Annotated in this window: 24 protein-coding genes; 12 read left to right on the forward strand and 12 right to left on the reverse strand. The window is 42.8% G+C overall.

Annotated features, from left to right (window positions below; all coding sequences use genetic code 11):
- Window positions 1–3: 3 nt before the first annotated feature.
- The 5 genes from ACOQOA_RS14855 to ACOQOA_RS14875 form a co-directional block, all read right to left on the reverse strand.
- Entirely contained in the window at window positions 4–1,023 is a 1,020-nt protein-coding gene (locus tag ACOQOA_RS14855; protein WP_420549400.1) for a Gfo/Idh/MocA family protein, read from the reverse strand.
- On the reverse strand, window positions 1,023–3,068 hold the full coding sequence (locus ACOQOA_RS14860) for a FlgK family flagellar hook-associated protein (protein WP_420549401.1): 2,046 nt from the start codon (window positions 3,066–3,068) through the stop codon (window positions 1,023–1,025). The genes ACOQOA_RS14855 and ACOQOA_RS14860 overlap by 1 nt, the downstream gene beginning before the upstream one ends.
- Before the next feature lie 67 nt (window positions 3,069–3,135).
- Window positions 3,136–3,576: a hypothetical protein gene (locus ACOQOA_RS14865; protein ID WP_420549402.1), complete on the reverse strand. Its 441-nt coding sequence runs from the start codon at window positions 3,574–3,576 to the stop codon at window positions 3,136–3,138.
- Window positions 3,573–3,899: a rod-binding protein gene (locus ACOQOA_RS14870; protein WP_155155631.1), complete on the reverse strand. Its 327-nt coding sequence runs from the start codon at window positions 3,897–3,899 to the stop codon at window positions 3,573–3,575. The genes ACOQOA_RS14865 and ACOQOA_RS14870 overlap by 4 nt, the downstream gene beginning before the upstream one ends.
- Window positions 3,900–3,907: 8 nt before the next feature.
- On the reverse strand, window positions 3,908–5,047 hold the full coding sequence (locus ACOQOA_RS14875; protein ID WP_420550112.1) for a flagellar basal body P-ring protein FlgI: 1,140 nt from the start codon (window positions 5,045–5,047) through the stop codon (window positions 3,908–3,910).
- 350 nt (window positions 5,048–5,397) lie between these two features.
- Between ACOQOA_RS14875 and ACOQOA_RS14880 the strand changes: the two genes are divergently transcribed.
- From ACOQOA_RS14880 to dksA, 3 genes are all read left to right on the forward strand, one after another.
- On the forward strand, window positions 5,398–5,850 hold the full coding sequence (locus ACOQOA_RS14880) for a flagellar assembly protein FliX (RefSeq protein WP_420549403.1): 453 nt from the start codon (window positions 5,398–5,400) through the stop codon (window positions 5,848–5,850).
- A 190-nt stretch (window positions 5,851–6,040) separates the two neighbouring features.
- On the forward strand, window positions 6,041–6,163 hold the full coding sequence (locus tag ACOQOA_RS14885; protein WP_420549404.1) for a hypothetical protein: 123 nt from the start codon (window positions 6,041–6,043) through the stop codon (window positions 6,161–6,163).
- 118 nt (window positions 6,164–6,281) lie between these two features.
- Window positions 6,282–6,647 (forward strand): RNA polymerase-binding protein DksA, encoded by a 366-nt coding sequence (gene dksA, locus ACOQOA_RS14890; RefSeq protein ID WP_235914136.1) that lies wholly within the window; start codon window positions 6,282–6,284, stop codon window positions 6,645–6,647.
- Window positions 6,648–6,699: 52 nt separating this feature from the next.
- Here dksA and ACOQOA_RS14895 read toward each other — a convergent pair whose 3' ends face one another.
- Window positions 6,700–7,029: a DUF1330 domain-containing protein gene (locus ACOQOA_RS14895; protein WP_420549405.1), complete on the reverse strand. Its 330-nt coding sequence runs from the start codon at window positions 7,027–7,029 to the stop codon at window positions 6,700–6,702.
- A gap of 104 nt (window positions 7,030–7,133) precedes the next feature.
- Between ACOQOA_RS14895 and soxR the strand changes: the two genes are divergently transcribed.
- On the forward strand, window positions 7,134–7,469 hold the full coding sequence (gene soxR / locus ACOQOA_RS14900) for a redox-sensitive transcriptional activator SoxR (RefSeq protein WP_420549406.1): 336 nt from the start codon (window positions 7,134–7,136) through the stop codon (window positions 7,467–7,469).
- Between the two features lie 111 nt (window positions 7,470–7,580).
- Here the strand turns inward: soxR and ACOQOA_RS14905 are convergent, their stop codons facing one another.
- The 6 genes from ACOQOA_RS14905 to flgF all read right to left on the reverse strand — a co-directional run bounded on the left by ACOQOA_RS14905 (window position 7,581) and on the right by flgF (window position 12,189).
- Window positions 7,581–7,907, reverse strand: coding sequence for a S24/S26 family peptidase (locus tag ACOQOA_RS14905; RefSeq protein WP_420549407.1), 327 nt, complete (start codon window positions 7,905–7,907; stop codon window positions 7,581–7,583).
- A 23-nt stretch (window positions 7,908–7,930) separates the two neighbouring features.
- Window positions 7,931–8,416: a superoxide dismutase, Ni gene (gene sodN, locus ACOQOA_RS14910; protein ID WP_155155644.1), complete on the reverse strand. Its 486-nt coding sequence runs from the start codon at window positions 8,414–8,416 to the stop codon at window positions 7,931–7,933.
- Window positions 8,417–8,744: 328 nt separating this feature from the next.
- Window positions 8,745–9,521: a flagellar basal body L-ring protein FlgH gene (flgH, locus tag ACOQOA_RS14915; protein WP_420549408.1), complete on the reverse strand. Its 777-nt coding sequence runs from the start codon at window positions 9,519–9,521 to the stop codon at window positions 8,745–8,747.
- 57 nt (window positions 9,522–9,578) lie between these two features.
- A complete protein-coding gene (gene flgA, locus ACOQOA_RS14920) occupies window positions 9,579–10,589 on the reverse strand; it encodes a flagellar basal body P-ring formation chaperone FlgA (RefSeq protein WP_420549409.1) in 1,011 nt (336 codons plus the stop codon).
- A 71-nt stretch (window positions 10,590–10,660) separates the two neighbouring features.
- On the reverse strand, window positions 10,661–11,446 hold the full coding sequence (gene flgG, locus ACOQOA_RS14925; RefSeq protein WP_420549410.1) for a flagellar basal-body rod protein FlgG: 786 nt from the start codon (window positions 11,444–11,446) through the stop codon (window positions 10,661–10,663).
- A 23-nt stretch (window positions 11,447–11,469) separates the two neighbouring features.
- On the reverse strand, window positions 11,470–12,189 hold the full coding sequence (gene flgF / locus ACOQOA_RS14930) for a flagellar basal-body rod protein FlgF (protein WP_420549411.1): 720 nt from the start codon (window positions 12,187–12,189) through the stop codon (window positions 11,470–11,472).
- A gap of 470 nt (window positions 12,190–12,659) precedes the next feature.
- Between flgF and ACOQOA_RS14935 the strand changes: the two genes are divergently transcribed.
- The 8 genes from ACOQOA_RS14935 to ACOQOA_RS14970 all read left to right on the forward strand — a co-directional run bounded on the left by ACOQOA_RS14935 (window position 12,660) and on the right by ACOQOA_RS14970 (window position 21,809).
- Entirely contained in the window at window positions 12,660–13,196 is a 537-nt protein-coding gene (locus tag ACOQOA_RS14935) for a flagellar basal body-associated FliL family protein (RefSeq protein ID WP_420549412.1), read from the forward strand.
- A gap of 192 nt (window positions 13,197–13,388) precedes the next feature.
- Entirely contained in the window at window positions 13,389–14,453 is a 1,065-nt protein-coding gene (fliM, locus tag ACOQOA_RS14940; protein ID WP_420549413.1) for a flagellar motor switch protein FliM, read from the forward strand.
- Window positions 14,454–14,479: 26 nt separating this feature from the next.
- On the forward strand, window positions 14,480–15,190 hold the full coding sequence (locus tag ACOQOA_RS14945) for a DUF6468 domain-containing protein (protein ID WP_420549414.1): 711 nt from the start codon (window positions 14,480–14,482) through the stop codon (window positions 15,188–15,190).
- 11 nt (window positions 15,191–15,201) lie between these two features.
- Window positions 15,202–15,954 (forward strand): MotE family protein, encoded by a 753-nt coding sequence (locus ACOQOA_RS14950; protein WP_420549415.1) that lies wholly within the window; start codon window positions 15,202–15,204, stop codon window positions 15,952–15,954.
- Between the two features lie 230 nt (window positions 15,955–16,184).
- Window positions 16,185–16,571 carry a response regulator gene (locus ACOQOA_RS14955; protein ID WP_155156921.1) on the forward strand — a complete coding sequence of 129 codons (387 nt, stop codon included), beginning with the start codon at window positions 16,185–16,187 and terminating at the stop codon, window positions 16,569–16,571.
- 213 nt (window positions 16,572–16,784) lie between these two features.
- Entirely contained in the window at window positions 16,785–17,558 is a 774-nt protein-coding gene (locus tag ACOQOA_RS14960; RefSeq protein WP_420549416.1) for a hypothetical protein, read from the forward strand.
- Window positions 17,555–18,277, forward strand: a complete 723-nt coding sequence (locus ACOQOA_RS14965; protein ID WP_420549417.1) for an OmpA/MotB family protein — start codon at window positions 17,555–17,557, stop codon at window positions 18,275–18,277. The genes ACOQOA_RS14960 and ACOQOA_RS14965 overlap by 4 nt, the downstream gene beginning before the upstream one ends.
- A 61-nt stretch (window positions 18,278–18,338) precedes the next feature.
- Window positions 18,339–21,809: a hypothetical protein gene (locus tag ACOQOA_RS14970; protein WP_420549418.1), complete on the forward strand. Its 3,471-nt coding sequence runs from the start codon at window positions 18,339–18,341 to the stop codon at window positions 21,807–21,809.
- Window positions 21,810–21,849 lie beyond the last annotated feature (40 nt).

Raw genomic sequence — 21,849 nt, forward strand, 5'->3', positions numbered from 1 at the left:
CCTTTATTCCGCTTGAAAACTATAGCTTACTGGTATTGTTTTTTTCTCCTTAACAGATTCCCAGCAAGCGAAACAGATATCCATTACAGAATAAACATCTTTTGCACCAACATTTGGTTCTTCGCCTTTACGAATAGCTTCAATGAAGTCTGGAAGAAGGTCTCCTTTAGCCATCGCTGGATAGGGTGTCGTGCAAGGTTTTTCGTCTTTTTCCTCATCACCACTGAAAAGTCGACCATGCGGTTTTCCGTTTTCGAAGCTCAATTTTGACCCGTAAATATTTAAGGAATGGAATTTATGTCGTTGTGGCATAAACATCGTTGTTGTTTTCGCCAAAACCTCATCTTCAAATCGTAATAGATTGGTAATTATGTCTGGATAAAGAAATTGGCTGCCATCTGTTGCTTTCTTGACACCCATACCTGTCACTTCAGTCACTTTTTTTCCAATAATCCACCGCATTAAATCGATGAGATGGATGCCGCCGCCATAAGTGATACAATAAAAGTCCATTGCCCCACGCCAACCTTCGGTAATTTTCCATAGTATCTGATGAATATAATCACCTTCCATATAATAAATGTCGCCGAATTCATCGTTTTGAACCATCTGACGAATTTCTTTGAAACGTGGGCTTTCACGTAAGATCAGATTTGAAGAAATTTTTTTTCCACTATCTTGTTGCGCGCGAATGACACGTTCCAAATCGGATTTGTGTAAGGCTATCGGTTTCTCGACGAAAACATGTTTGCCGTTTTGGAAGGCGGCAACTGCTTGATCTGCATGGAAATTGTCATAGCTACAAATGGAAATAACGTCGATATCCGGATCTTCGATGATTTTCTTCGGGTCAGTATGGCAGTCTGACACCTTGCGTCTTGCCCCTACTTCTTTGGCGTGATCAAGGTTGATGTCACAGATAGAGGTAACCTCAACATCAGGAACAGCATTGTAACTTTTTACATGCTGTTCTCCTACGCCAAGGCCAATAACACCAACCTTAAGAGGCTTATTCTCAGTCATTAACGAACCGCTTGTTCAAGGGATTGGAACATCTCATTTACGGTGGAAATTACACGTGCGGATGCTGCATAGCTATTTTGTAAGACAGTCAGTAATGCCATTTCTTCATCGATATCAACCCCAACTTCATTTCGCAATTTTGTATTGAGATTATTCATTACAGATTGATCTTGTTTAAATAGACCGTCATAGCGTTGAGAGCGGGTGGTAATATCACTGATTAAACCGCTTACAAGCCCTGTATAGGACTCATCCGTCAGAGTTAAACCTGAACCAGAGGCATCACGGTTGGAAGATGATAGAGATTCTACCATCACCGAACCAGACCCATCTTTAAGAGAAGAGCTGCCATCAGACAAAACATCATTTACGCGAATATTAATGCGGCTAGCATTTTCATTTGGAGTCCCGGAAACAACTTCGAAAAAGCCCGTTTTTAGTTCTCCGGTGTTAGCTGCGCCTGTTACAGCGGCATTACTACCGTTGAAAGATAGGCCAAGGCTGTTGGCACCCGAAAGAGGGGTACCGGCTGTTTCTTGAATGACCAAATCGCCTTCAACAGTGGAAATGTTTAAGAAACCATCATCTGTAGTATAGGCTCTTACACCTTCAATCGCGTTTAAATCTGCTAATAAATCAGATGTACTATATGGGGATGCACCAATCGTAATTGTTGTCGGAGCAGCACCTCCGACAGAAACGGTGAAGGTGTTACCGGCAGTTACGCCAGCAAGCGTGGTCAAATCTGCGTTGCCACCAATATTTGCTGTGCCTTGAGAATATTCTTCTGCATATGCGTAGTTTAAAGATGGCGGTTCATCCGGATTGTAGGTACCAGCTGTTAAACCCAAACCAGTCAAAGCTGTGCCGCCTAAAACGAAACCTTCTGTAGATGTAAGGATCTGTAAATGTCCGTGTGCATCAACGCGCGCTTCTACGTTGGCAACGGCGTTTATGGCTGTAACAAGAGCTGATGTGGACATACCAGCGGTGATTGTAATTGTTGACGCGGCAGCTTGGCCACCAGCATTAATCGTTATGGTTTGACCTGCAGTAATGCCAGTCAAACTTGTCAGATCGGATTGGTTTTCAACAAATACGTTACCCTTTGTTCGTGCCGCAGAATCATCTACGAGCGCAAAAGCAAATTCATCCAGTTGATTGCGTAATTTTTCAACTGGGTTGAAGATGCCATCGGCATTGTTCACGGCGGCATCATCTGTACGTCCCATTTCAATCAAGGCACGCAATTTACCATCGGATAAACGACCATCGACCACCAGGTCGGTGCTAGTACTACCGGATTTAGTAAGGGAGTGGGTATCTTCATCCCATGTGAAGGTAGAAGCGTTAGCAACTGTAAGAGCCATACCGGAGGTTGCAAATACAGACATAGAACCATCTTCATTACGAATATAGTCAATAGTCATGATCTCGGATAGGTCCAAGAGTTGCTCATCTCGTAAGTTTTCTAAATGTGAAACAGGAAGGCCTTTTGCTTTGTCTCGAACGATTGCATCGTTCAGACGATCAATTTCTGCCAAAGTATCATTTAAGGTATCTACGGTCGCATTGATATCCGCTCGCAAAGACTGCTCAACAGTATCCAGAGCTGTGGAAATACGACCAATCTCACGGGTGAGGTTTTCCGCTGCGAGGATAACTTGTCTTTCCGCCGCGTCACTTTCTGGTGCTGCTTCAAACGCTTTCCATGCTGTATTCAGATTTTCTACATAGTCAATGAGAGGGGTTTCAGAACCCGTTACACCAAGGAGATCTTCAATACGTTCATAATAATTTTGTAAGACTTCGTTTTGCGCAGTGTTGGAGATGGAAGCAGAAAGGTCATCAAAAAGACCTTCATTTACCTTCCGGGTAATGTCAGAGATACGTACACCACCTGTTTGTACATTGGCAAAATTGGCCTCTCGGGCGTTGTAATCTTCGTTTTCCGCGTTTGCAACGTTGTCAGAAACAGTGGCGATTGCTGTGTTAATACTATTAACAGAACTAACCGCGATATTTAAAGCACTTACCAATGACATAACAATTCTCCCAGGTGATTACCTGCATTCTTCCCGTGCCTGCATAAGAAACAGGCGGCATAATCTTTTACAGCGTTTGGTTAATTGCGATTGGGGCTGCACGGGGTGCTGCACCATTTTGCGCATAACCACCAGTCTGACCGTATCCACGAACTTGAGTGCCAGCTGCTTTACGCGCTTCATCTTTGATGCGATCTGCGATCATTTGACTAGAACGTGTCGCCAAACGTAATTTACGCTCATTCGTTAAGGCTGCATCTTGATAACGTTTACTTAATGCACGTAATTTACCCTTCATTTCTTCATTTAGGGTTTGAAAGAAATGTGGCGTAACAGCTAACTGACCCAATTCATGTTCATAATCTGCAAGCAACTCCTGCTTGCGTGTTACGATCGGTCCCAATTCTTTTGAATTTGGTTGGTCAAGTAACAAGTTCTCCTGTTCCAGAACCTCAGTCAATTCAGTTAAAAGTGTAAATAGTTGATTAGCTTTCTCATTTAAATTCATGATCTTGCCTCCTGCATTTTGAGCATTTCGCGCGCGACTTCGTCCGCAATTCCGACCCCACCATTAGAGGCCATGACTTTGCCGTATTCTTGCGCCATCATAGAGCGGAAGATTTTCTCTCCCTGACCACCGCCGAACATGCCGTCAGTAGATACACCGGAGAACATCTGTTCTACCATCTGGGTTAAGAAAACTGCTTCAAAGTCTTCTGCTGCGGCGCGGATCTGCTCGTTTGTTTTCCCCGCCGGGTTCAAATTAGGTGCTTTGCTAGATTGGCTTTGTGCAACATCGAAAGCTTGGGATACATATGAGTCCATCATCATTCGTCTCCTTACATCACTTCGATATCTGCGTTCAGGGCGCCGGCAGCTTTAACTGCCTGAAGGATTGTGATCATGTCACGTGGACCTACACCCAATGAGTTTAAGCCATTTACTAAATCTTGAATGCTTACACCGGTATTTACGACACCTAACTGGTTCTCCGCACCTTCATCTACTTCGATTTCCGTACGGGGCACTTCAACTGTTGTACCTGTATTACTGAATGGGGTTGGTTGGGAAACCTGCGCGGTTTCACTAATACGAATTGTTAGGTTGCCTTGCGCGATTGCAACTGTGTTAATGCGTACATTTTCTCCCATCACAATCACACCAGATTGTTCGTCAATGATGATTTTTGCGATTTGATCGGGTTCAACACGTAACTGTTCTATATCTGTTACTAAATCGACAAGATTATCTTGATAGATATCAGGAACATTCACCATTACAGTGCCAGGGTCTGTTACGCGTGTTGTATCTAAGCCAATGAAGGCATTGATCGCGCGGCTGATACGGCGTGCAGTTGTGAAATCCGGATTGCGCAAACTTAAATGAAATTCAGTTAAAGAATTTAAAGCGAACGGGATTTCTTGTTCTACAATGGCGCCATTCGCAATGCGACCACTTGTTGGAACACCTTTAACAATTGTCTCTGCATCACCACCTGCTTGAAAGCCACCAATTGCTAATGTGCCTTGCGATACGGCATATACCTCACCATCAGCTGCAAGTAATGGTGTTACTAAAAGAGTACCACCTAGAAGACTGCTTGCATCGCCAAGTGCAGAAACCTGAACGTCAATACGGCTACCTTGACGGGCGAATGGTGGAAGAGTGGCTGTTACCATTACAGCGGCAACATTTGCCGTGTTCAAGCTGCCATCACGTGCATTCACACCGAGGCGCTCTAACATACCTACTAAACTTTCTTTGGTGAAAAGAGCCGAATTTAGACCATCGCCTGTACCGTTTAGACCAACTACCAAGCCATAGCCTACGAGCATGTTGTCACGAACACCTTCTACATCAACAATATCTTTGATGCGAGATTGAGCCTGGCTTTCTTTAATGAGAACACCACCAATAATGCCGAGTGCGATCACAAGAGCAAATGCGCGCAAGGCGGTGTGAAACGCATCTGCAAACATTTTCTTGTCAAATTTCTTACCTAATTCCTTCACTTTTGCGAAGTTGAATTTGGTAGCGGCAAAACTTTCCTGCGAAATATCAGTCATTCTCTCTAATCTTCCGGTAAAACGGTGGAAAACCGTTATTCATTTAACCATTAGTTCTCTTCTCGCTGTTTTCTATGCGATAACCGTGCCAATTTTTGAGGGGGTGTAAAAAAGATAGAGGGGGGAGAAAAATATGTGCAAGAAAGTGGAAGCATGTATATACTATAGGTAATAAAAGTACTTCTTTCTTGATGGGGGCTGAATCAGCCTTATAAATATAGATAGAAGTTAACAGTTTGAAATTAGCAAAGAATTAGAAGTTTATGAGTATTCGTGTTTCAGGACCTTCAGGTCCACGGGCAACATCTTCAACGAAGAAAACTGGTAAGACACAGTCTGCTGGTGGTGGTTTTGCTTCTGCCTTAAATGAAACCAGTGGTGCTGATGAAACAGCTTCTGCTGCTTCTGTAGATTCTGTTGCACCTGTTTCTTCACTTGATGCTTTGTTAGCGGTTCAATCTGTTGACGACGCGACTTCTGGCAAGTCACCGAAGCGTCAAGCGATTGACTGGGCTGAGAATTTGTTGGATCAATTAGATGGTATTCGTCATGCTTTATTGATGGGGCAAGTCCCACCAGAGAAGCTGCAGCAAATTGCAAATGATATTGCGAAGCGCAAAGAAAATACGAATGATCCACGACTCGAAAGTATTTTAGACGATGTTGAACTTCGTACTGCTGTCGAATTAGCGAAACATAATCGTGGTCGCAAGTAGAAAAACGTGATTTTTAAAGAAAATTTACAATGATTTAGCTGTTTTTATAAAAAATGGCTTGTTCTTTCCTGTCCAAGGTCCTATATACCCCTCCAATGACGAGGGGTGTCATTGCGGTTTGAGTTTTTGTGAGAGGAGGTAAGTCTTACAAAAACAGAAAAAATTGCAAAGTTAAGGGCGGGTTACAATCTTGGCTATTCATGCGAACGTCATTACCATTTTATTCGCCCTTAAGGATATTGATTTGGATCTTGTCCTGAATTGGCATGTGCTGATTTTAGGCGGTTCCGGGGTAGACCGTAAGGGAGAGTAAGATGTCGCTGAACTCTGAAGCGGAAACAAAGGACCCAGAATTAAAGGGTGCAACAGCTGGTAGTGTAACCTCTACAATACTACCGCATGATTACCGTCCTAGTGACGATGAAGAATTTATGAATCCTGTGCAACTTGAATATTTTCGCCAGAAGCTTTTAGCATGGCGAAATGAGTTGTTAACTGAATCTAGTGAAACATTGCAAAGCATGCAGCAAGAAAATCTTGCACAACCTGATTTGACTGATCGTGCCAGTATGGAAACAGATCGTTCTTTGGAATTGCGTACACGTGATCGCGAACGGAAATTGATCTCAAAGATTGATGCTGCATTAGAACGTGTCGCGGATGGATCTTATGGATATTGTGAAGATACAGGCGAACCAATCGCATTGAAGCGTTTGGAAGCTCGTCCAATCGCAACATTAAGTCTCGAAGCGCAAGAGCGTCACGAAAAAAGTGAATTAACGCGTCGCGACGACTAAGTTGTTTGTGAGCACAGAATTGAAAAGCCGCTGAGAAGTTTCAGCGGCTTTTTTATTTTCTGTCTGGTTCGTTTATCGGCCTCGGTGCTAAAATTTTCCATAGGTTTGGATGGGTGAGGTTGAACAATATCAAGGCAAACGCGTTAGGTTCTGAATGCCAGAAATCTTTCAGTTGTTCTAGGGAGGGGAATTTAATGATGGTGAGATTGGTGCTTGTGTCCCATTTACCTTCATGATGGAAGATTTCAAGCATGTGGCGGTCTGGTACAATAATTTCAGCATTATGCTTGATTAGCAATTCATCGATGGCCCTTTGATAGGCATCAATTGATTTTGGTATCGGTGATCCCGCAACTAGATAGGCAGGTATAATATCAGGCATTATGTTTCTCTTTTAATATCGTAAGTCGGTGCAGGATCTTTTTGACTTTGTTGAAAACTGATGCGACGCTAAAACCTCAACCTTACTTGAGGTCAAGAGTGAAAATGAGGAAAATTATTGAATTTTCGGTCGGGGAAGTTTCCCGGCGTGCCGGTGTTCCAATTTCTACGATTCATTTTTATGAAGAGAAGGGACTTATTAAATCACTTCGTACTAAAGCAAACCATCGGCGTTATACGTCAGATGTTTTGAGGAAGCTATCCATTATTAAGGTCGCTCAGAAAACAGGGATTCCTTTAAAGGAAATCAAGGAAGCTTTGAATTCGGTCCCTGATGGTGAGAAGGTGAATAAACGTCATTGGCAACGATTATCCAAGAACTGGCAGGCGGATTTGGACGCAAGGATTGACCAATTAATCAATTTACGAAATCTACTATAAGGGTGCATTGGATGCGGATGCTTGTCCCTAACAGATTGTTGGATGTTGAATCCAGATGACAAGCTTGGTCGTGATGGGCCTGGGCCGAGATTATTGGAATTGGAAGAGTAGCTATTTCAGTTTTGAAATTTTGGATTCGTGTATACGAAAGAAAAGCTTTCCTTTAATATCTTTAGGTGAAAGTAAACCAAGATCAATACTAGGGGCAGATAAAGGCCCGTCACCCATTATATTAAAATCACCATTTGGTTGCTTTTTGGTCAGACGCTTGACCATTGCGTTTTCATCTCTTCGTTTGAAGAAAACAATATCGCCTTCTTTTAGTTTTGCATGAAGGCGCGAAGGAAAAACGGCGACACGCATAATCGCATAATCGCCGTTTTCTAAACTGGGCGACATACTGTGACCATTGATCTTAAGTAGTCGCCAACCGAACATGTTTGTTCAACCAGTATTCAAAATTACAATACTGGGTAAACCATTTCCATGCTTGGTGGGAATGGGCTTGTTTTACGTGTTGTTTGCACGTCTTTTGTGCTCCAGAAGATTTCAGCGAATTGATTTACCAATTCAACCAATTCTTCACCCGCAGCGCGATCAATACCTGTTTTGCAAGCAGATGCTTTCAACATGATGCTATGTGCAACTTCGTGTACATTTGGGTGTTTTTCGATTTGTGGTGCTTTGATGTAGTCACCCCAAATCACACGGATTTCTTCTTTAACTTTTGCTGCTTCAGCTTCTTTCATCGCAACACAACGGGAAAGTGTGTTGATGGTTTCAGCTGTCATTTCTTTGTCTTTGTTTTCAGCAATGATATCCATCATGCGAACAACGGAAAGAGCAGCTACGATTGCTGTATGCGGATCATAGATTTTGCATGGAATGTCGCAATGTGCGTCAGCTGTTTCAACATTTACCATTTTGTCTAGCATAGAAGTAAACATTTTTTGTCCTCATTTGGTTTGTGTTGTTCAAGGTTTATAGGAGGATACACATCTTTCCCTGTTGGCCCTGATAAAACTCGTTAATTATGTCAGCACACTAAAACAAGATGGCTGAAAGTCAATTATATAAAAAATAATCTTTTATGATTTTTCAAGTGGGATGGTTCGAAAAACATTCCTAAAAAAATCATGAAGTCTAAAAGCTAGAACGGGCCAGCTTGAGAGGCCGGCCCGTTGAGATGAAATTACGCACGCTGAGAGAGAAGAGTGAGAGAGGAGAGTGCGGGCGTAATCTCGGTAACTTGTTAGCTTGTTATGAAAATCATCCTTAGAACGGTAAGATGATATCGATGAGCTGCGAACCATAACGTGGTTGCTGTACATCAGAGATGTGGCCACGTCCGCCATAGGCTAATCTTGCCTCGGCAATATCTTCATAGTTCACAGTATTATTGTTTGTTATATCTTGTGGACGAATAACACCGGCGATTTGAAGTTCACGAACTTCATAATTTACACGTGTTTCCTGACGTCCATGTAAGACAAGGTTTCCGTTTGGTAATACCTGTGTCACAACAGCAGCAACAGTCAAAGTGATATCTTCTTCACGAGAAATATTACCGGTACCACCCTGCGTGGAGGAGGAACCTAAATTAACGAAGTTATCCGTTGTAACTGCTTCAGGTAGCACATCGTTCAAAGCGCCTTGGAAGCCTGCTAAGCCTGGGATATCAACATCTTCGCTGGTTGTACGTGTACGGTTCGTACTGTTTGCAATTGTTGCTTCGTCATCAATACTGATGACAACGGTTACAATGTCGCCGATCTGGTTTGCACGCAGATCTTTCAAGAAGGCTCTGCTGCCTAGGCGCCATAGTGAATTTGCTGTGTTTTTAGCAGCCGTTGGCATAGGCATTGGCATGGAAACTGGTTGATAGTTTGGGTCATGAGTCGGGTTTTCGATCTCATTCAGTTTTGGTTCTTCACCCATTTTAGATAAGCGAGACAATGTGTTACATGCAGTTAATGATGTACCGATAAGGGCGATAGCTGCGAAACGTATAGCTGTTCTTCTCAGCTGTGTATTCTTTGTAATGTTTAACATTGTCTTCTCTCCAGTTTCTCTCAATTTCTTTTCAAACTACAATCTTGTGGGTCTCAATCACATTTGTGCAGATTGTAGTGGGGCACGAACGGTCACCGTGTTGTAGCCAGTTACGATTGCCTCAAGTACTTGACCGCTATGAGAATTTCGAATGCGGATAACTTCTTTATGTGCGCCATCTTCTAAAGCCACACCTTGTGCTGTTAAACGCATTCCCATGGATTCAAGTGTTACTAAAACCATTTGTTTCTTTTTCACCAGCTGAGGCGCCTGTAAATTCGCAGATAAAATTGGGCGACCAGGTGTCACGGTGCGACGGATTTGTTGTCCTACCAAGCTTAGTGTGTCGACTACAGCTTTTCGGGAAACTTTTCGGGACCGCATTGTGATCACTTCCAAATCTTCCTGTTTAATGATCTCACCAGCTTGGATACGACGGTTTGGTAAGGCTACTTCCATCAGTTTATGGACTTTTCCAGATACTTTGCCTTTTACAATTGCCTTGCCAGTTGCGGGTACAACATAAGTGGCAGTGAAGCGGCTCTCGTTATCGGAAAGACGGAAGTTTTTGATCGCTACAGACATATCTGCATCAATTGGTAGGCGTACTGTAGGGATGCGACCGTTTAGTTGAATTTCTAATAAATCAGACTCGCCCGTTTCCTGAATGATTGCCTCACGAAGACTATCTGTGAGAAGGCTAGGTTCCATCTCGAAATAGTCGCGTTCAACAATAGCTTCATCCAATGTGGAGGAAGGTTTCCAATCAAGTTTGTAGAAATTTGCAACGCGCCATAACCAAGATGATGTTAGTTTTTGGGATTTGCCCAATGCTGGTGCTTTTGCAACTACACGATGTGCATTTTCTCCTGCATTTTGGAAAAGATCACCTAGGGTAATATTTTCACCTTCAACTAGGATATTATGGTTCAGAGTAACGGCGTCCTCAATTTCGAAGATCTCGGAATTCGCGTAGGAAGAGCTTGCGGTTGCAGCAATTGTCCCAAAGGACATTGCGCTTCCTAGCAGAAAAGCTGCGATCATTTTATGTGTTGCTTGCTTTTTCATTGTCTTCTTCCTTCTCATTCGTCGAATTGGATTTCTATCGTCTTCGAATTAAATTGCTATGCTCTTAGCGATTAACGCATTTGAGATACAGTGCTCATCATCTGATCAGAGGTTTCAATTACCTTGGAGTTCATCTCATAGGCACGTTGGGCTGTGATCAGGTTGGTGATTTCTTCCACCACATTCACGTTGGATGTCTCAAGGAAACCTTGTTCAATTGTGCCGTAACCTGTACTACCCGGTGTTGAGCTTGCAGGTGAACCGGATGCCGGAGTTTCAAGGAATAGATTGTCACCTATTGCAGAAAGGCCCGCCTCATTGGCAAATGTTGATAAGTTCAACTGACCTAAATTACTTGGTGTTACCTGACCATCGATGGATGCAAGCACTTCACCGCTGGAATTCACTGTGATACCTGTTGCGTCAGCCGGAACTGTAATTCCTGGTTCTACTGTATAGCCATCTGTTGTCACAATATTACCCTGATCATCCAATTGGAAAGAACCTGCACGTGTGTATGCTGTTTCACCGCTTGGCAATGTAATCTGGAAATATCCTTTACCATTAATGGCTAAATCCAAGGTGTTTTCTGTGAGCGTTAAGTTACCTGTTTCAGTAATACGGTAAACTGATGCAGTCTTCACACCTAAACCAACTTGGATACCAACCGGTACGATTGTACCTGTGTCGGAGGAGTTTGCACCCGCACGACGTTGGTTCTGATACAGCAAGTCTTGGAACTCAGCGCGGCGACGCTGATAAGCTGTTGTGTTCATGTTGGCGATGTTGTTTGAAATAACCTCAACATTAAGCTGTTGAGCTAACATGCCGGTTGCGCCGATATTTAAGGATCTCATAGCTTCTCTCCTAGCTTAATGCGTTAACTGAACTGACCAAGACGTTCGATCGCTTTTTTCACGCGGTCGTCTTCGGCTTGGGTGAATTTCTGCATGGAGGCATATTCGCGATGAACACGCATCATGCGGGTGATTTCCAGGATTGGCTGAACATTCGATTCTTCCAACATACCTTGGGTGATATTGTAACCTTCAGAGGCAATAACATCCTGGCTTGTGGCATATAGTCCACCGGCGGATTTTTTCATCTCATACTGGTTTTCGAATGACACCACACGAAGTTTACCAATTTCACCATTGTCGTTGGAGATCGTGCCATCTGACGCCACTAGAATCTCACCACCGTCATTCGGGATGTTAATTGGGCCGCCGTCGCCCTGGATGGTGTAACCGTCTTTGTTTACAAGATTGCCTGTCGCATCTAATTGGAAGCGTCCATTACGTGTGTATCTTTCACCCATCGGTGTATCGACCACAAAGTAACCATCACCGGAAAGAGCAAAGTCAAACGGGTTGTTTGTAGTTGTCATTGGGCCGTCGGTTAAATCACGCGCCAAGCCTACATCTTGTACAAAGGAAAATTGCTGGCGATCATGTTGCGGCTTGGTAATGTATTCTTTAAATACCATTCCTTCGCGTTTAAAAGCAGGTGTATTCGCATTGGCAATATTGTTTGCGACAATATTCATTTCGTTGCGAAGGCTTCTCTGCCTAGATAGTGCGATATAAGCGCTGTTTTCCATGACGCTATCCTCTCTCAAATTTTTGTCGGTTTCTCAGGCCGACATCTCTCAGCGCTTTACATAGCAGGTCTTGTGCCAAAAATTATTAAGTTATTGATATATAAATATTTTATTGTTTGGGTGGGTAAGTTTTCTTAATGTTTTATGCGTAGGAATATATCGAAAACTACGAAATATAATTAATTGTAAGGCGGATTTACATTTGGGCGGCAAAGTTTGCCATATGATAGGTGTTTAATTGAGGAGGGTTGAAATTATTTATTGGAATCAACGAGGTTTATTTTTTGTATTGCGCGAATATTTACGAATATTCAGTTCTTAATGATTGATTTCTGCTGCTAACTTCTGCAATTTATAGTGAATATTTACAAATATGGTCTATTACACAATTGAGCGCTATATTATATATATGTATGAAGTTGTGATGAGTTCCATGAAATGAAAGCTTCTATTGGTGAAGGATAGCGAATATGGCTGATGAAGGTGGAGTAGCCGAAGGCGCAGATGGCGAAGATGAAGAAGGTGGTAAGAAACGCGTTAGTGGTAAGAAGCTCGTTTTATTTATCTTATTGCCTATCTTGATCCTAATTGGCGCCGGTGTCGGTCTGTTTTTATCTGGAATGTTGGACCCGCTACTTGGTGGTGGAGATGAAGTAACAGAGGAAGCAGCGGAAGATACGCCTGTTGAAGTGGCCGAGGCGCCGAGTATCTTTTTGCCGTTGGATGAGATTTTAGTGACTTTACGTTCGCCGGGATCAAAGCAAAAGTTTCTTAAGTTACAAGTTTCTTTGGAAATTTCCACAATTGAGGAACAGGCGCATATTGAGAATCTAAAACCACGTATTGTAGATAGCTTTCAGGTATTTTTACGGGAGTTACGTCTTGAAGAGCTTGAAGGTAGTCAAGGTGTATATCGTATTAAAGAGGAATTATTGGATCGTGTGAATAAAGCAATCGCGCCAGTTAAGGCTAAAGATGTTTTGTTTAATGATTTAATTGTTCAGTAAGGCGTATATTTTTCAAAGGTTTTGAAAAACTGGCGCGGCTTTTGCGTGTAGGTTCTTGGATAAATGTCAGACGGCAGAAGTTACCTGATGATATTTATTGAGATATAACGCAAAAGAATTGACGCTACCTGTATTTGTTGAAAATCAAAATCACGAATTGGGGGTGGCGGCACAGAAAGATCGAGGCTGAATATGGCTGATGAAGATGCTGATGCAGTAATGGAAGAAGACGATGATGCCCTAGCCGCAGAATGGGCGGCGATGGCAGAAGACGAACCCGACCCCTCGATGGGGGCGGCGGCAGCGCGTGTTCTTGATCAGGATGAAATTGATAGTCTTCTTGGTTTCCAAGATGGTGCAGATGGGAATGATAACCAATCCGGTATCGAAGCGATTATCGATTCTGGTATGGTATCTTATGAACGTTTGCCAATGTTGGAGGTCGTTTATGACCGCCTCGTTCGTATGATGTCGACTTCCTTACGTAACTTTACCTCTGATAACGTTGAGGTAAGTTTAGACAATATTACATCAATTCGTTTTGGTGATTATTTGAACTCTATTCCTTTACCAGCGATGCTTACAGTGTTTAAGGCAGAAGAATGGGATAACTATGGTTTGATCACCATTGATAGTTCTTTGATCTATTCTATTGTTGACGTATTGCTTGGTGGACGTCGCGGCACTGCTGCGATGCGTATTGAAGGACGCCCTTATACGACAATTGAACGAAATCTTGTAGAACGTATGATCAGTGTAGTGTTGGCAGATTTGTCTGCAGCCTTTGATCCATTGTCCAGTGTGACAATGCGTTTTGATCGATTGGAAACCAACCCGCGTTTCGCAACGATTGCCCGTCCGGCCAATGCGGCTATTCTGGCACGCTTCCGTATTGATATGGAAGATCGTGGCGGACGTCTTGAATTACTATTGCCTTATGCGACATTGGAGCCAGTTCGTGAATTATTGCTTCAAATGTTTATGGGTGAGAAATTCGGTCGCGACAGTATTTGGGAAAATCACTTGGCAACAGAACTTTGGTTTACAGATGTGCCGATCGAAGTTGTTTTAGATGAATTCACCAGTAATTTAACAGAAGTTTTAGATTGGAAAGTCGGAACTTTCTTGCAATTACAGGCAACTCAGGATTCAATGGTTGAATTACGTTGCGGTGAAATTCCTATGTTTAAGGGCTATGTCGGTCAAAAAGCTGGAAATCTTGCTGTGAAGCTGGATAGGAAAATTGATCCAGATTAGTTTAATTTTGTGTTATATTAGGTCGTATGAAATTGGATCTACTGGAAACTACCCTTGATGTTGCCTTTATTGGTTTATTAATTGCCGTACTGATTTATGCAGTGCGGCTTAACCGCAACATACGTATCCTTCAAGATAGTAAAGAAGAATTGCGTCAGTTATTAGGGCAATTTGTCTCATCTACGCAACAGGCTGAAGAAGCACTTTTGCGAATCAAAAACCGTTCTCGCGATGCGACGGAGACAATTGATGATGCGATTGCTGAAGCAAAAACATTACGTGCGGATTTAATTGAATTAATTCGACGTGCGCAGGAGGTTGCAGGCCCAGTCAGAATTGCAGCCGCGAAAGTGGAGCGTGGTCAGGCGACCTATAATCCGGGGTATAGTACTGGACCAGCAAAAGGTAAGAAGGCGCGATCCAAGAAAGCTAAATCTGCAAAAGCGACACCGGCTTCACCACGTGAACCGATGAATATGCCTGATATTACGGATATGGATGCTGAAATAGACAAGGATTTGGAGGCACGTCTGTCCAAGTTGATTGAATCTGTTGAGGCTGGTAATCCAGAGGTCATGGCGCCTCAAGCTGATATGTTTGGGGCAGAAAGCTCTACTGCGTCACCTGCACAAGAAACTCAAGAAGCCGGCGTGGAATTGTCGGGAGTAGATGAGGCACAAGAATCAAAGGCAAAAAGTAAAGAGGAGCTTTTAAAAGCTCTTCGAGGCATGCGTTAAGAGATTAGTTTATGAATTTTAAAATCCGCATATTACCCATTTTTCTAGTGATCATTTTTTTGATGCTATCCGTACGTTTTGGCGATATGTGGGTGGAATTTACCTCTGTGACAGACACAGCTTCAAATGATGGTCGGTTTTCAGCCCAGGATCTTGCCGCAATTACAAGTGGACAGGCTCTTGCCCAAGAAGCAGGAGAGGCACCTGCTCTAGATGATCCTGCTTTAATCGAAGATGATACTTTGGTTGAAGAAAGCCTTAATGAAACACCTGAAGGGATGGAGCCGACAGATGTTGTTGAGCAAGAAGATTATTTTTCCGGTGGCAATTTTGGTGATATGAGCCCAGGTGAAATTCGACTTTTACATGATTTGGTTGCACGTCGAGAAGCATTGGATAAGCGTGAACGTGTTGTAAAAGAGCGTGAAGCTTTGTTGCGAAGTGCTGAACAACAGCTTTTGGATAAACAGGCTCAGTTGGAAGATATCAAATCTTCTATTGAGGATTTGCTAAAAGTTTATAAAGAAGAACAAACTGAAGAGGCAAAGCGTTTAGTGAAAATTTATTCCAATATGAAACCTAAATCTGCGGCACGTATTTTTAATGATATGGATATGCCAACATTGATTCAGGTTTTGCGCGGGATGAAAGAACGAAGTATCGCACCGATTATGGCAGCAATGAACGCGGATAAAGCGCGTTTAGTGACAAGAGAGCTCGCAACAGTTGAAGCTGTTGATGGTGCTGAAGGGGCATTACAATAACCCGATTATGTAAGAAAAATTATGTAAAACCTGCTAAGTTATGGGGGAATAAGTAATTTTTTTTGGGTTTCTGTGTCTTTCTATATTGCTCTTCTGGAAATCAGCTTGTAAATTTATGAAGGTTTTGATTGTTTTTTAACAGTTTTTCGATCTTACTTGTTAAATAACAAATTATAAGTATCTTATGAAAGATATTCGAAATATAAATAATTGCCAATCGGAGGATCACCATGGCTGTTGATATGAATATGCAAATCTTGATCGTCGATGATTATAAGACGATGCTGCGTATTATCCGCAACCTGCTAAAGCAGTTGGGTTTTAACAATGTTGATGAAGCCACAGATGGAAGTGATGCTTTGGCTAAACTTCGCTCTAAGGACTATGGACTGGTAATTTCCGATTGGAATATGGAGCCTATGACAGGTATCCAATTGCTTCGTGAAGTACGCGCTGATGAAAAAATGCGTGATTTACCATTCATTATGATTACTGCTGAAAGTAAAACGGAAAACGTGATCGCCGCGAAAGAGGCGGGCGTATCTAACTATATTGTGAAGCCGTTTAACGCAGCAACATTAAAAACAAAACTCACAAGTGTGATTGGCAATTTCTAAGTTTTACTTAGATTTACTTGTAAGTTGTAAAAGATTGAAGGCGTATATATGAAAATATACGCCTTTTTCTTTAGCTATTCTTGCTTTTTCCTTTTTGCTTAATGCGAAACTGTGTATGATTCTGGATGGGGTATTCTGGTTTTTGAGGTTTTAGAGCGCGTTTAAATAATGGCAAATGCATCGAAAGTTAAAGGGAAGGATATGGGGCCAATCATGTTTTTGAGCCTCTTCTTGCTATTGCTTGCCTTTTTTATCCTCCTTAATACATTGTCAACTTTCGAAGAAGCTAAAGCTCGTAAAGTCATTAAATCTGTTACTTCTACCTTTAAGACGGAACTGATTAATGAAACTAAAGCGCAAATTATGATTTCAACGATTGGTCCGGTTCCTGAAGCAAATCGTATCATCGATGATGTTGAAAAACTTTGGGTAACCGCCGTTCCAATTGCTGAGGTAGAATCTTTAAGAGATGGATCTGTGATGCAAATGACAGTTCCAACACGAGAAGTTTTCGTTGTTGGTGAGATAGCTTTACGTGCAGATCGCCTTGATCTTTTTCGGGATACCGCAGCAATCTTGGAAAAACCTTTTGAAGGAAATGTTCTAGAACTTCAATTCATGCTTGGTGTTGATTCTCTGGATCGGTTGAAAACGACATTACCGAAAATCGTTGGTACTGAAATAGATCAAACTGTAAACCCCGAAGAAATAAATTTGAACGAGCCCGATGAAGATAATCGATCTTTAGCGTTTGCACGTACAGGTGTGGTTGCACAACAATTAATAAGCGAAGGCGCTCCGAAATCTAGTATTTCTATTGGTTTGATGCATGGGGATCCTAAAACTGTACGAATGCGTTTTTTTGTGCATCCTGGTAATAGTGCTTTTAACACATTTCCAAATGAAGCTGTTGATGAGGCCTCTACATCCGTTATACCTGATGCTTCTAATTCTCCGCAATCGGTAACCGGAGGTGTCGAGCAATGATTGATCTAAAAGGTCATGATCAAGGTAAAGACAATAATGGCGTGGAGAAGGCGCCAGCTTGGTTGTTGAGTTTTGCTGATGTGAGCGCATTGTTGTTAGCTTTTTTCGTTATGCTTTTTTCTATGTCTACGTTAAAGACGGAAGAGTATGAGAAGATTATCTCAAAGATTACAGTTAAAGAAAAACAAGAAGATCCCGTTCGTGATCTAGCGCCGATTGCCAGTGAGACGATCCAAATGGCTGCAGTGCTTCCTGCAGAAGCTCCTGAGTATCTTGAACGTATCTTGGCTGAAGCTATTGAAAGCGATCCGGTATTAGAAAATGCCCAGATTACATTACTAAATGGTCGCATTATAATGTCTTTACCTGCGGAAGAGTTATTTCTGCCGGGTAGTGCTATTATTAGTTCGCGTGCTACTGCTGCCTTATTCAATCTATCAGGTGTTATGTCTCAGTTTGGCAACCAAGTTGTTGTTGCCGGGCATACGGATCCAACGCCTACGAGAGCAGATATATATCCCTCAAACTGGGAGCTATCTCTGGCGAGAGCGCTATCTGTTGCATCTTATCTAAAAGACGTTGGGTATCAGCAAGATTTAACGATCATGGGACATGCGGATGGCCAGTATGAATATTTAAATAAGGCAATTCCAGAAGCGCGCCGAAAAAAGCTTGCGCGTCGGGTCGACTTGGTTATTTATCCGGAGGCAGGAAGTTAATGGATTTTTCTATAATATATTGTAAGTTATGACTGATTCGTCGGTTTCAATTGGGGAATAAATGTCAGGTACGTTCAAAAGATTACTGCGTAACACGGTTTTACCGCTCGCCTTTTCCGCACATTTCATTGGCGGAACTATGTCCTCTGCAATTGCGCAGGAGGCTGTGGGGCTGCGTGCGTGGGCGCATACAGATTTTGGACGCCTTGTATTTGATTGGCCCTCCAATGTGAATGTCACAACTACGATTCAGGGGCAAACACTGGTTTTATCTTTTTCAAAGCCGTTTGATGCTTCTCTAGCGCCTGTCGCGGAACATCTATCAAGCTATCTGGGGCCTGGAAGTTTTTCTTCTGATAAGTTGCGTTTATCTTTTCCTTTGAGGCAGAATTTGGCTGTGAGCCATTTTAAAAATGGCCAATCTATTGTTGTTGATTTAAAACCTGCAGCCCCAACTTCATCACAAGTCACTGAAAATTCAGGGAATTCCACATCTATACGTGTGCGGGTTGGTGAACATGATAATTTTACGCGCCTAGTATTTGATTGGCCGAATAACGTTACTTATAACGCCGACCTGGCGGCGGGACAGTTGGTTCTCTCTTTCGGTGCGGAAGCCGGATTGAATATAACTCAACTTAGAGAACAATTACCTGATGGTTTCTCCGAAGTAACATCTTCTACTTCTAACGGGGGAACTCGTTTTACCTTAACTGCGCCAACTGATACGGGTTTGCGGCATTTCAAGTCTGGTAATAAGGTCGTTGTGGATTTAGTAAAAGGAGCAGGGCAGCCAGTAGCGCCTACTCCTGAACCTACTCCGACACAGGCACAGGTTGAGCCTGAAGAAACATCCACTCAATCACCTGCTGTGTCGCCGTCAGACCCAGTTGAAACCCCAGCAGAATTACCTCCGGTAACAGCTGCGCCAACGACGAATGTAACACAAGCAGAAGTCAATGAAGACGGAGAAGTGCAAGGGGAGCTAGATACCGCCCAGATTCAAAAAGAAGATGAAGCCTTGGCAAAAGCGGAAGCGGAAGGAACTGTAACTTTATTACGTCCAGATCAAGCCGAGTTGGCTGCGCGTCTTGCAGAAAAGAAAAGGCAGGAGGCCCAAAAACAATCCGGACCAGCGCCGGTTACTTTGTTATTCCCCTGGTCTGAAAATGTAGGCTCCGCGGTGTTTCGTCGTGGCGAAAATGTTTGGATTGTTTTTGATAAGCGCGCTCCGATTGATTTAGCGCCTTTGCGTCAACAAGGGCAACCTCTGATAACGCGTATTGAGCAGTTACCTGTTGGTGGTGCAACTGTTTTCAGATTAAAGACTCTTCCCGGCATTAATCCAATTGTTAAAAAAGAAGGTTTTGATTGGTTACTTGAGTTTCGTCAGGGACCAATTTTACCGAGTATTCAAGCAACTATTCAAGCGGATGTTGATGGAGATATCGGACCTCATTTGAATTTTCCTTCAGATGAGCCGGGTGTTTTGATTAATTTGCCTGATCCAGATATTGGTGATGTGTTGCGAATTGCCACTATTAAGGAGCCTGGCATTGGTGTTCAGGGGCAACGTGCTTATCCTGAATTTACTCTTCTGGCATCTGCGCAAGGCGTTGTTGTGGAGATGTTGGGTGATGAGGTTTTCTTTGATCGTGAACTAGACGGTTTCCGTTTGTATAGCACAGAAGGATTACACATATCTGCGATTTCACCAGAAGCGCCTGTTGCTGATATTTCTCAACTATCTTCGAAGCGATTATTTGATTTTGAAAAATGGCTGCGCGGTGGTCCTGATAAATATCAACGTGACCGACAAGAGTTAATCACAACTGTTCAAGATACAGACCCTGTAGATAAGAATGATGCCCGTATTAAATTGGCAGAGTTTTACCTTGCTCATGGACGAGGGCCTGAAGCAAAAGGGGTTTTAGAAGTTATCGCTTTGCATGATCAAACGGTAGAAACCCGCCCCGACTATCGCGCAATGATGGGGGCTGCGCATTTTCTAAATTGGGATTACGATGCCGCACGTCAAACCTTAAATGACCCGCGCTTGGACGGTTTTTCAGAAGCCTCAATCTGGCGAGGCGCAACACTTGCGGAGTTGGGTGAATGGAAGCAGGCCGCCGATTATTTTAAAGCAGGTGACTCACTTCTATTACGTTACCCTTATCCGTTGAAAGCCATTTTAGTTATGCTGCGTATAGAAGCAGCATTAGCAACGCGAGACTTGCGTTCTGCGGAAAATTGGCTTGATGAATTGGATAAGGATACCGACCAATTGAGCCGGGGGCAACTTGCAGCTTTACGTTATCATCAAGCGCGTATTGCTTTGACCAAGAATAACTTGGATCAAGCGCAAGATATATGGAAAGATTTAGCGGAAGGGTCTGATCAGTTTAATGCGGTACGTGCACAATATGCATTAGTGAACCACGGTTTAAAACAAGAAACACTCTCATTAGGTGAAGCAATCGATATTCTTGATAAGTTAAGGTATCGCTGGCGTGGTGATAGTTTTGAACTTGCCGTGTTACGTAGGTTATCAGAATTACATTTTGAAAATCTGGATTATCGAAATGGTCTCAATATTATGAAGACTGTTGTAACTTATTACCCGGAAACACCGATCGGCAAAGAAATGGCCGAAGAAATGGTGAATATATTTAAGCGTCTTTATCTGGAAGGAGATGCAGATTTACTTCCTCCATTGAAGGCATTAGCGATTTACGACGAATTCCGCGAACTGACTCCATCCGGTCCGGATGGGGACGAAATGATCGAAAAATTGGCTGATAGACTTATCGCGGTTGACTTGTTAAATCGCGCAGCCGCTTTACTAGATCATCAGGTACGTTTTCGTTTACAAGGTGAAAATCGAGCAAGGGTCGGTGCGAAGCTGGCTTTAGTACATTTGATTGATGGCCAGGCAGAAGACGCTATTCGTGCTTTGAATGCATCTCAAAGCCCTCAGTTGAATGAAGATTTAGAAGGGGATCGCCGTCGTTTACGTGCCAAGGCCGCATTCGAATTAGGGGATTTGCCTGAAGCAATCAAATTGCTGGCTGGTGACGTTTCTAAAGAAGCTGATATGTTACGTCGTGATATGTTTTGGGCAGAGGAAAACTGGTCAGAGGTTTCACGCGTACTGCAGAGTTTGGCAGGAAATCCACCAGAAGAAGCAGAACTTGGTCTTGATGATGAAAAGGCAGGCTATGTATTGAATTGGGCCGTGGCTTTAAGACTGAACGAAGACGAAGATGGTTTGGCGTTGTTGAATGAACTATATGGCCCTGCCATGCAATTTAGCGCTTTGGCAAATGCTTATAACTTTATTGCCACATCCGTTAACTCAGAACGTCCGGAAAAGCTGCAGGATATGATCAGGCAATTAGCTAATAGTGATATGTTTAACGCATTTGTTAATAACTATCGTGATAAGCTGTTGAGCCAAGATGATGATGAATATAGACCGCCAGAAGATGAAACATCGGTAGATAATGAAGGTGTGGAAGAAACACCTGCATAAATATAAATAACAGTTGAGTTCGTTATAAGATAGCCCTGCA

Source organism: Curvivirga sp. (assembly GCF_965219885.1).
Classification (GTDB): domain Bacteria; phylum Pseudomonadota; class Alphaproteobacteria; order UBA8366; family Aestuariispiraceae; genus Curvivirga.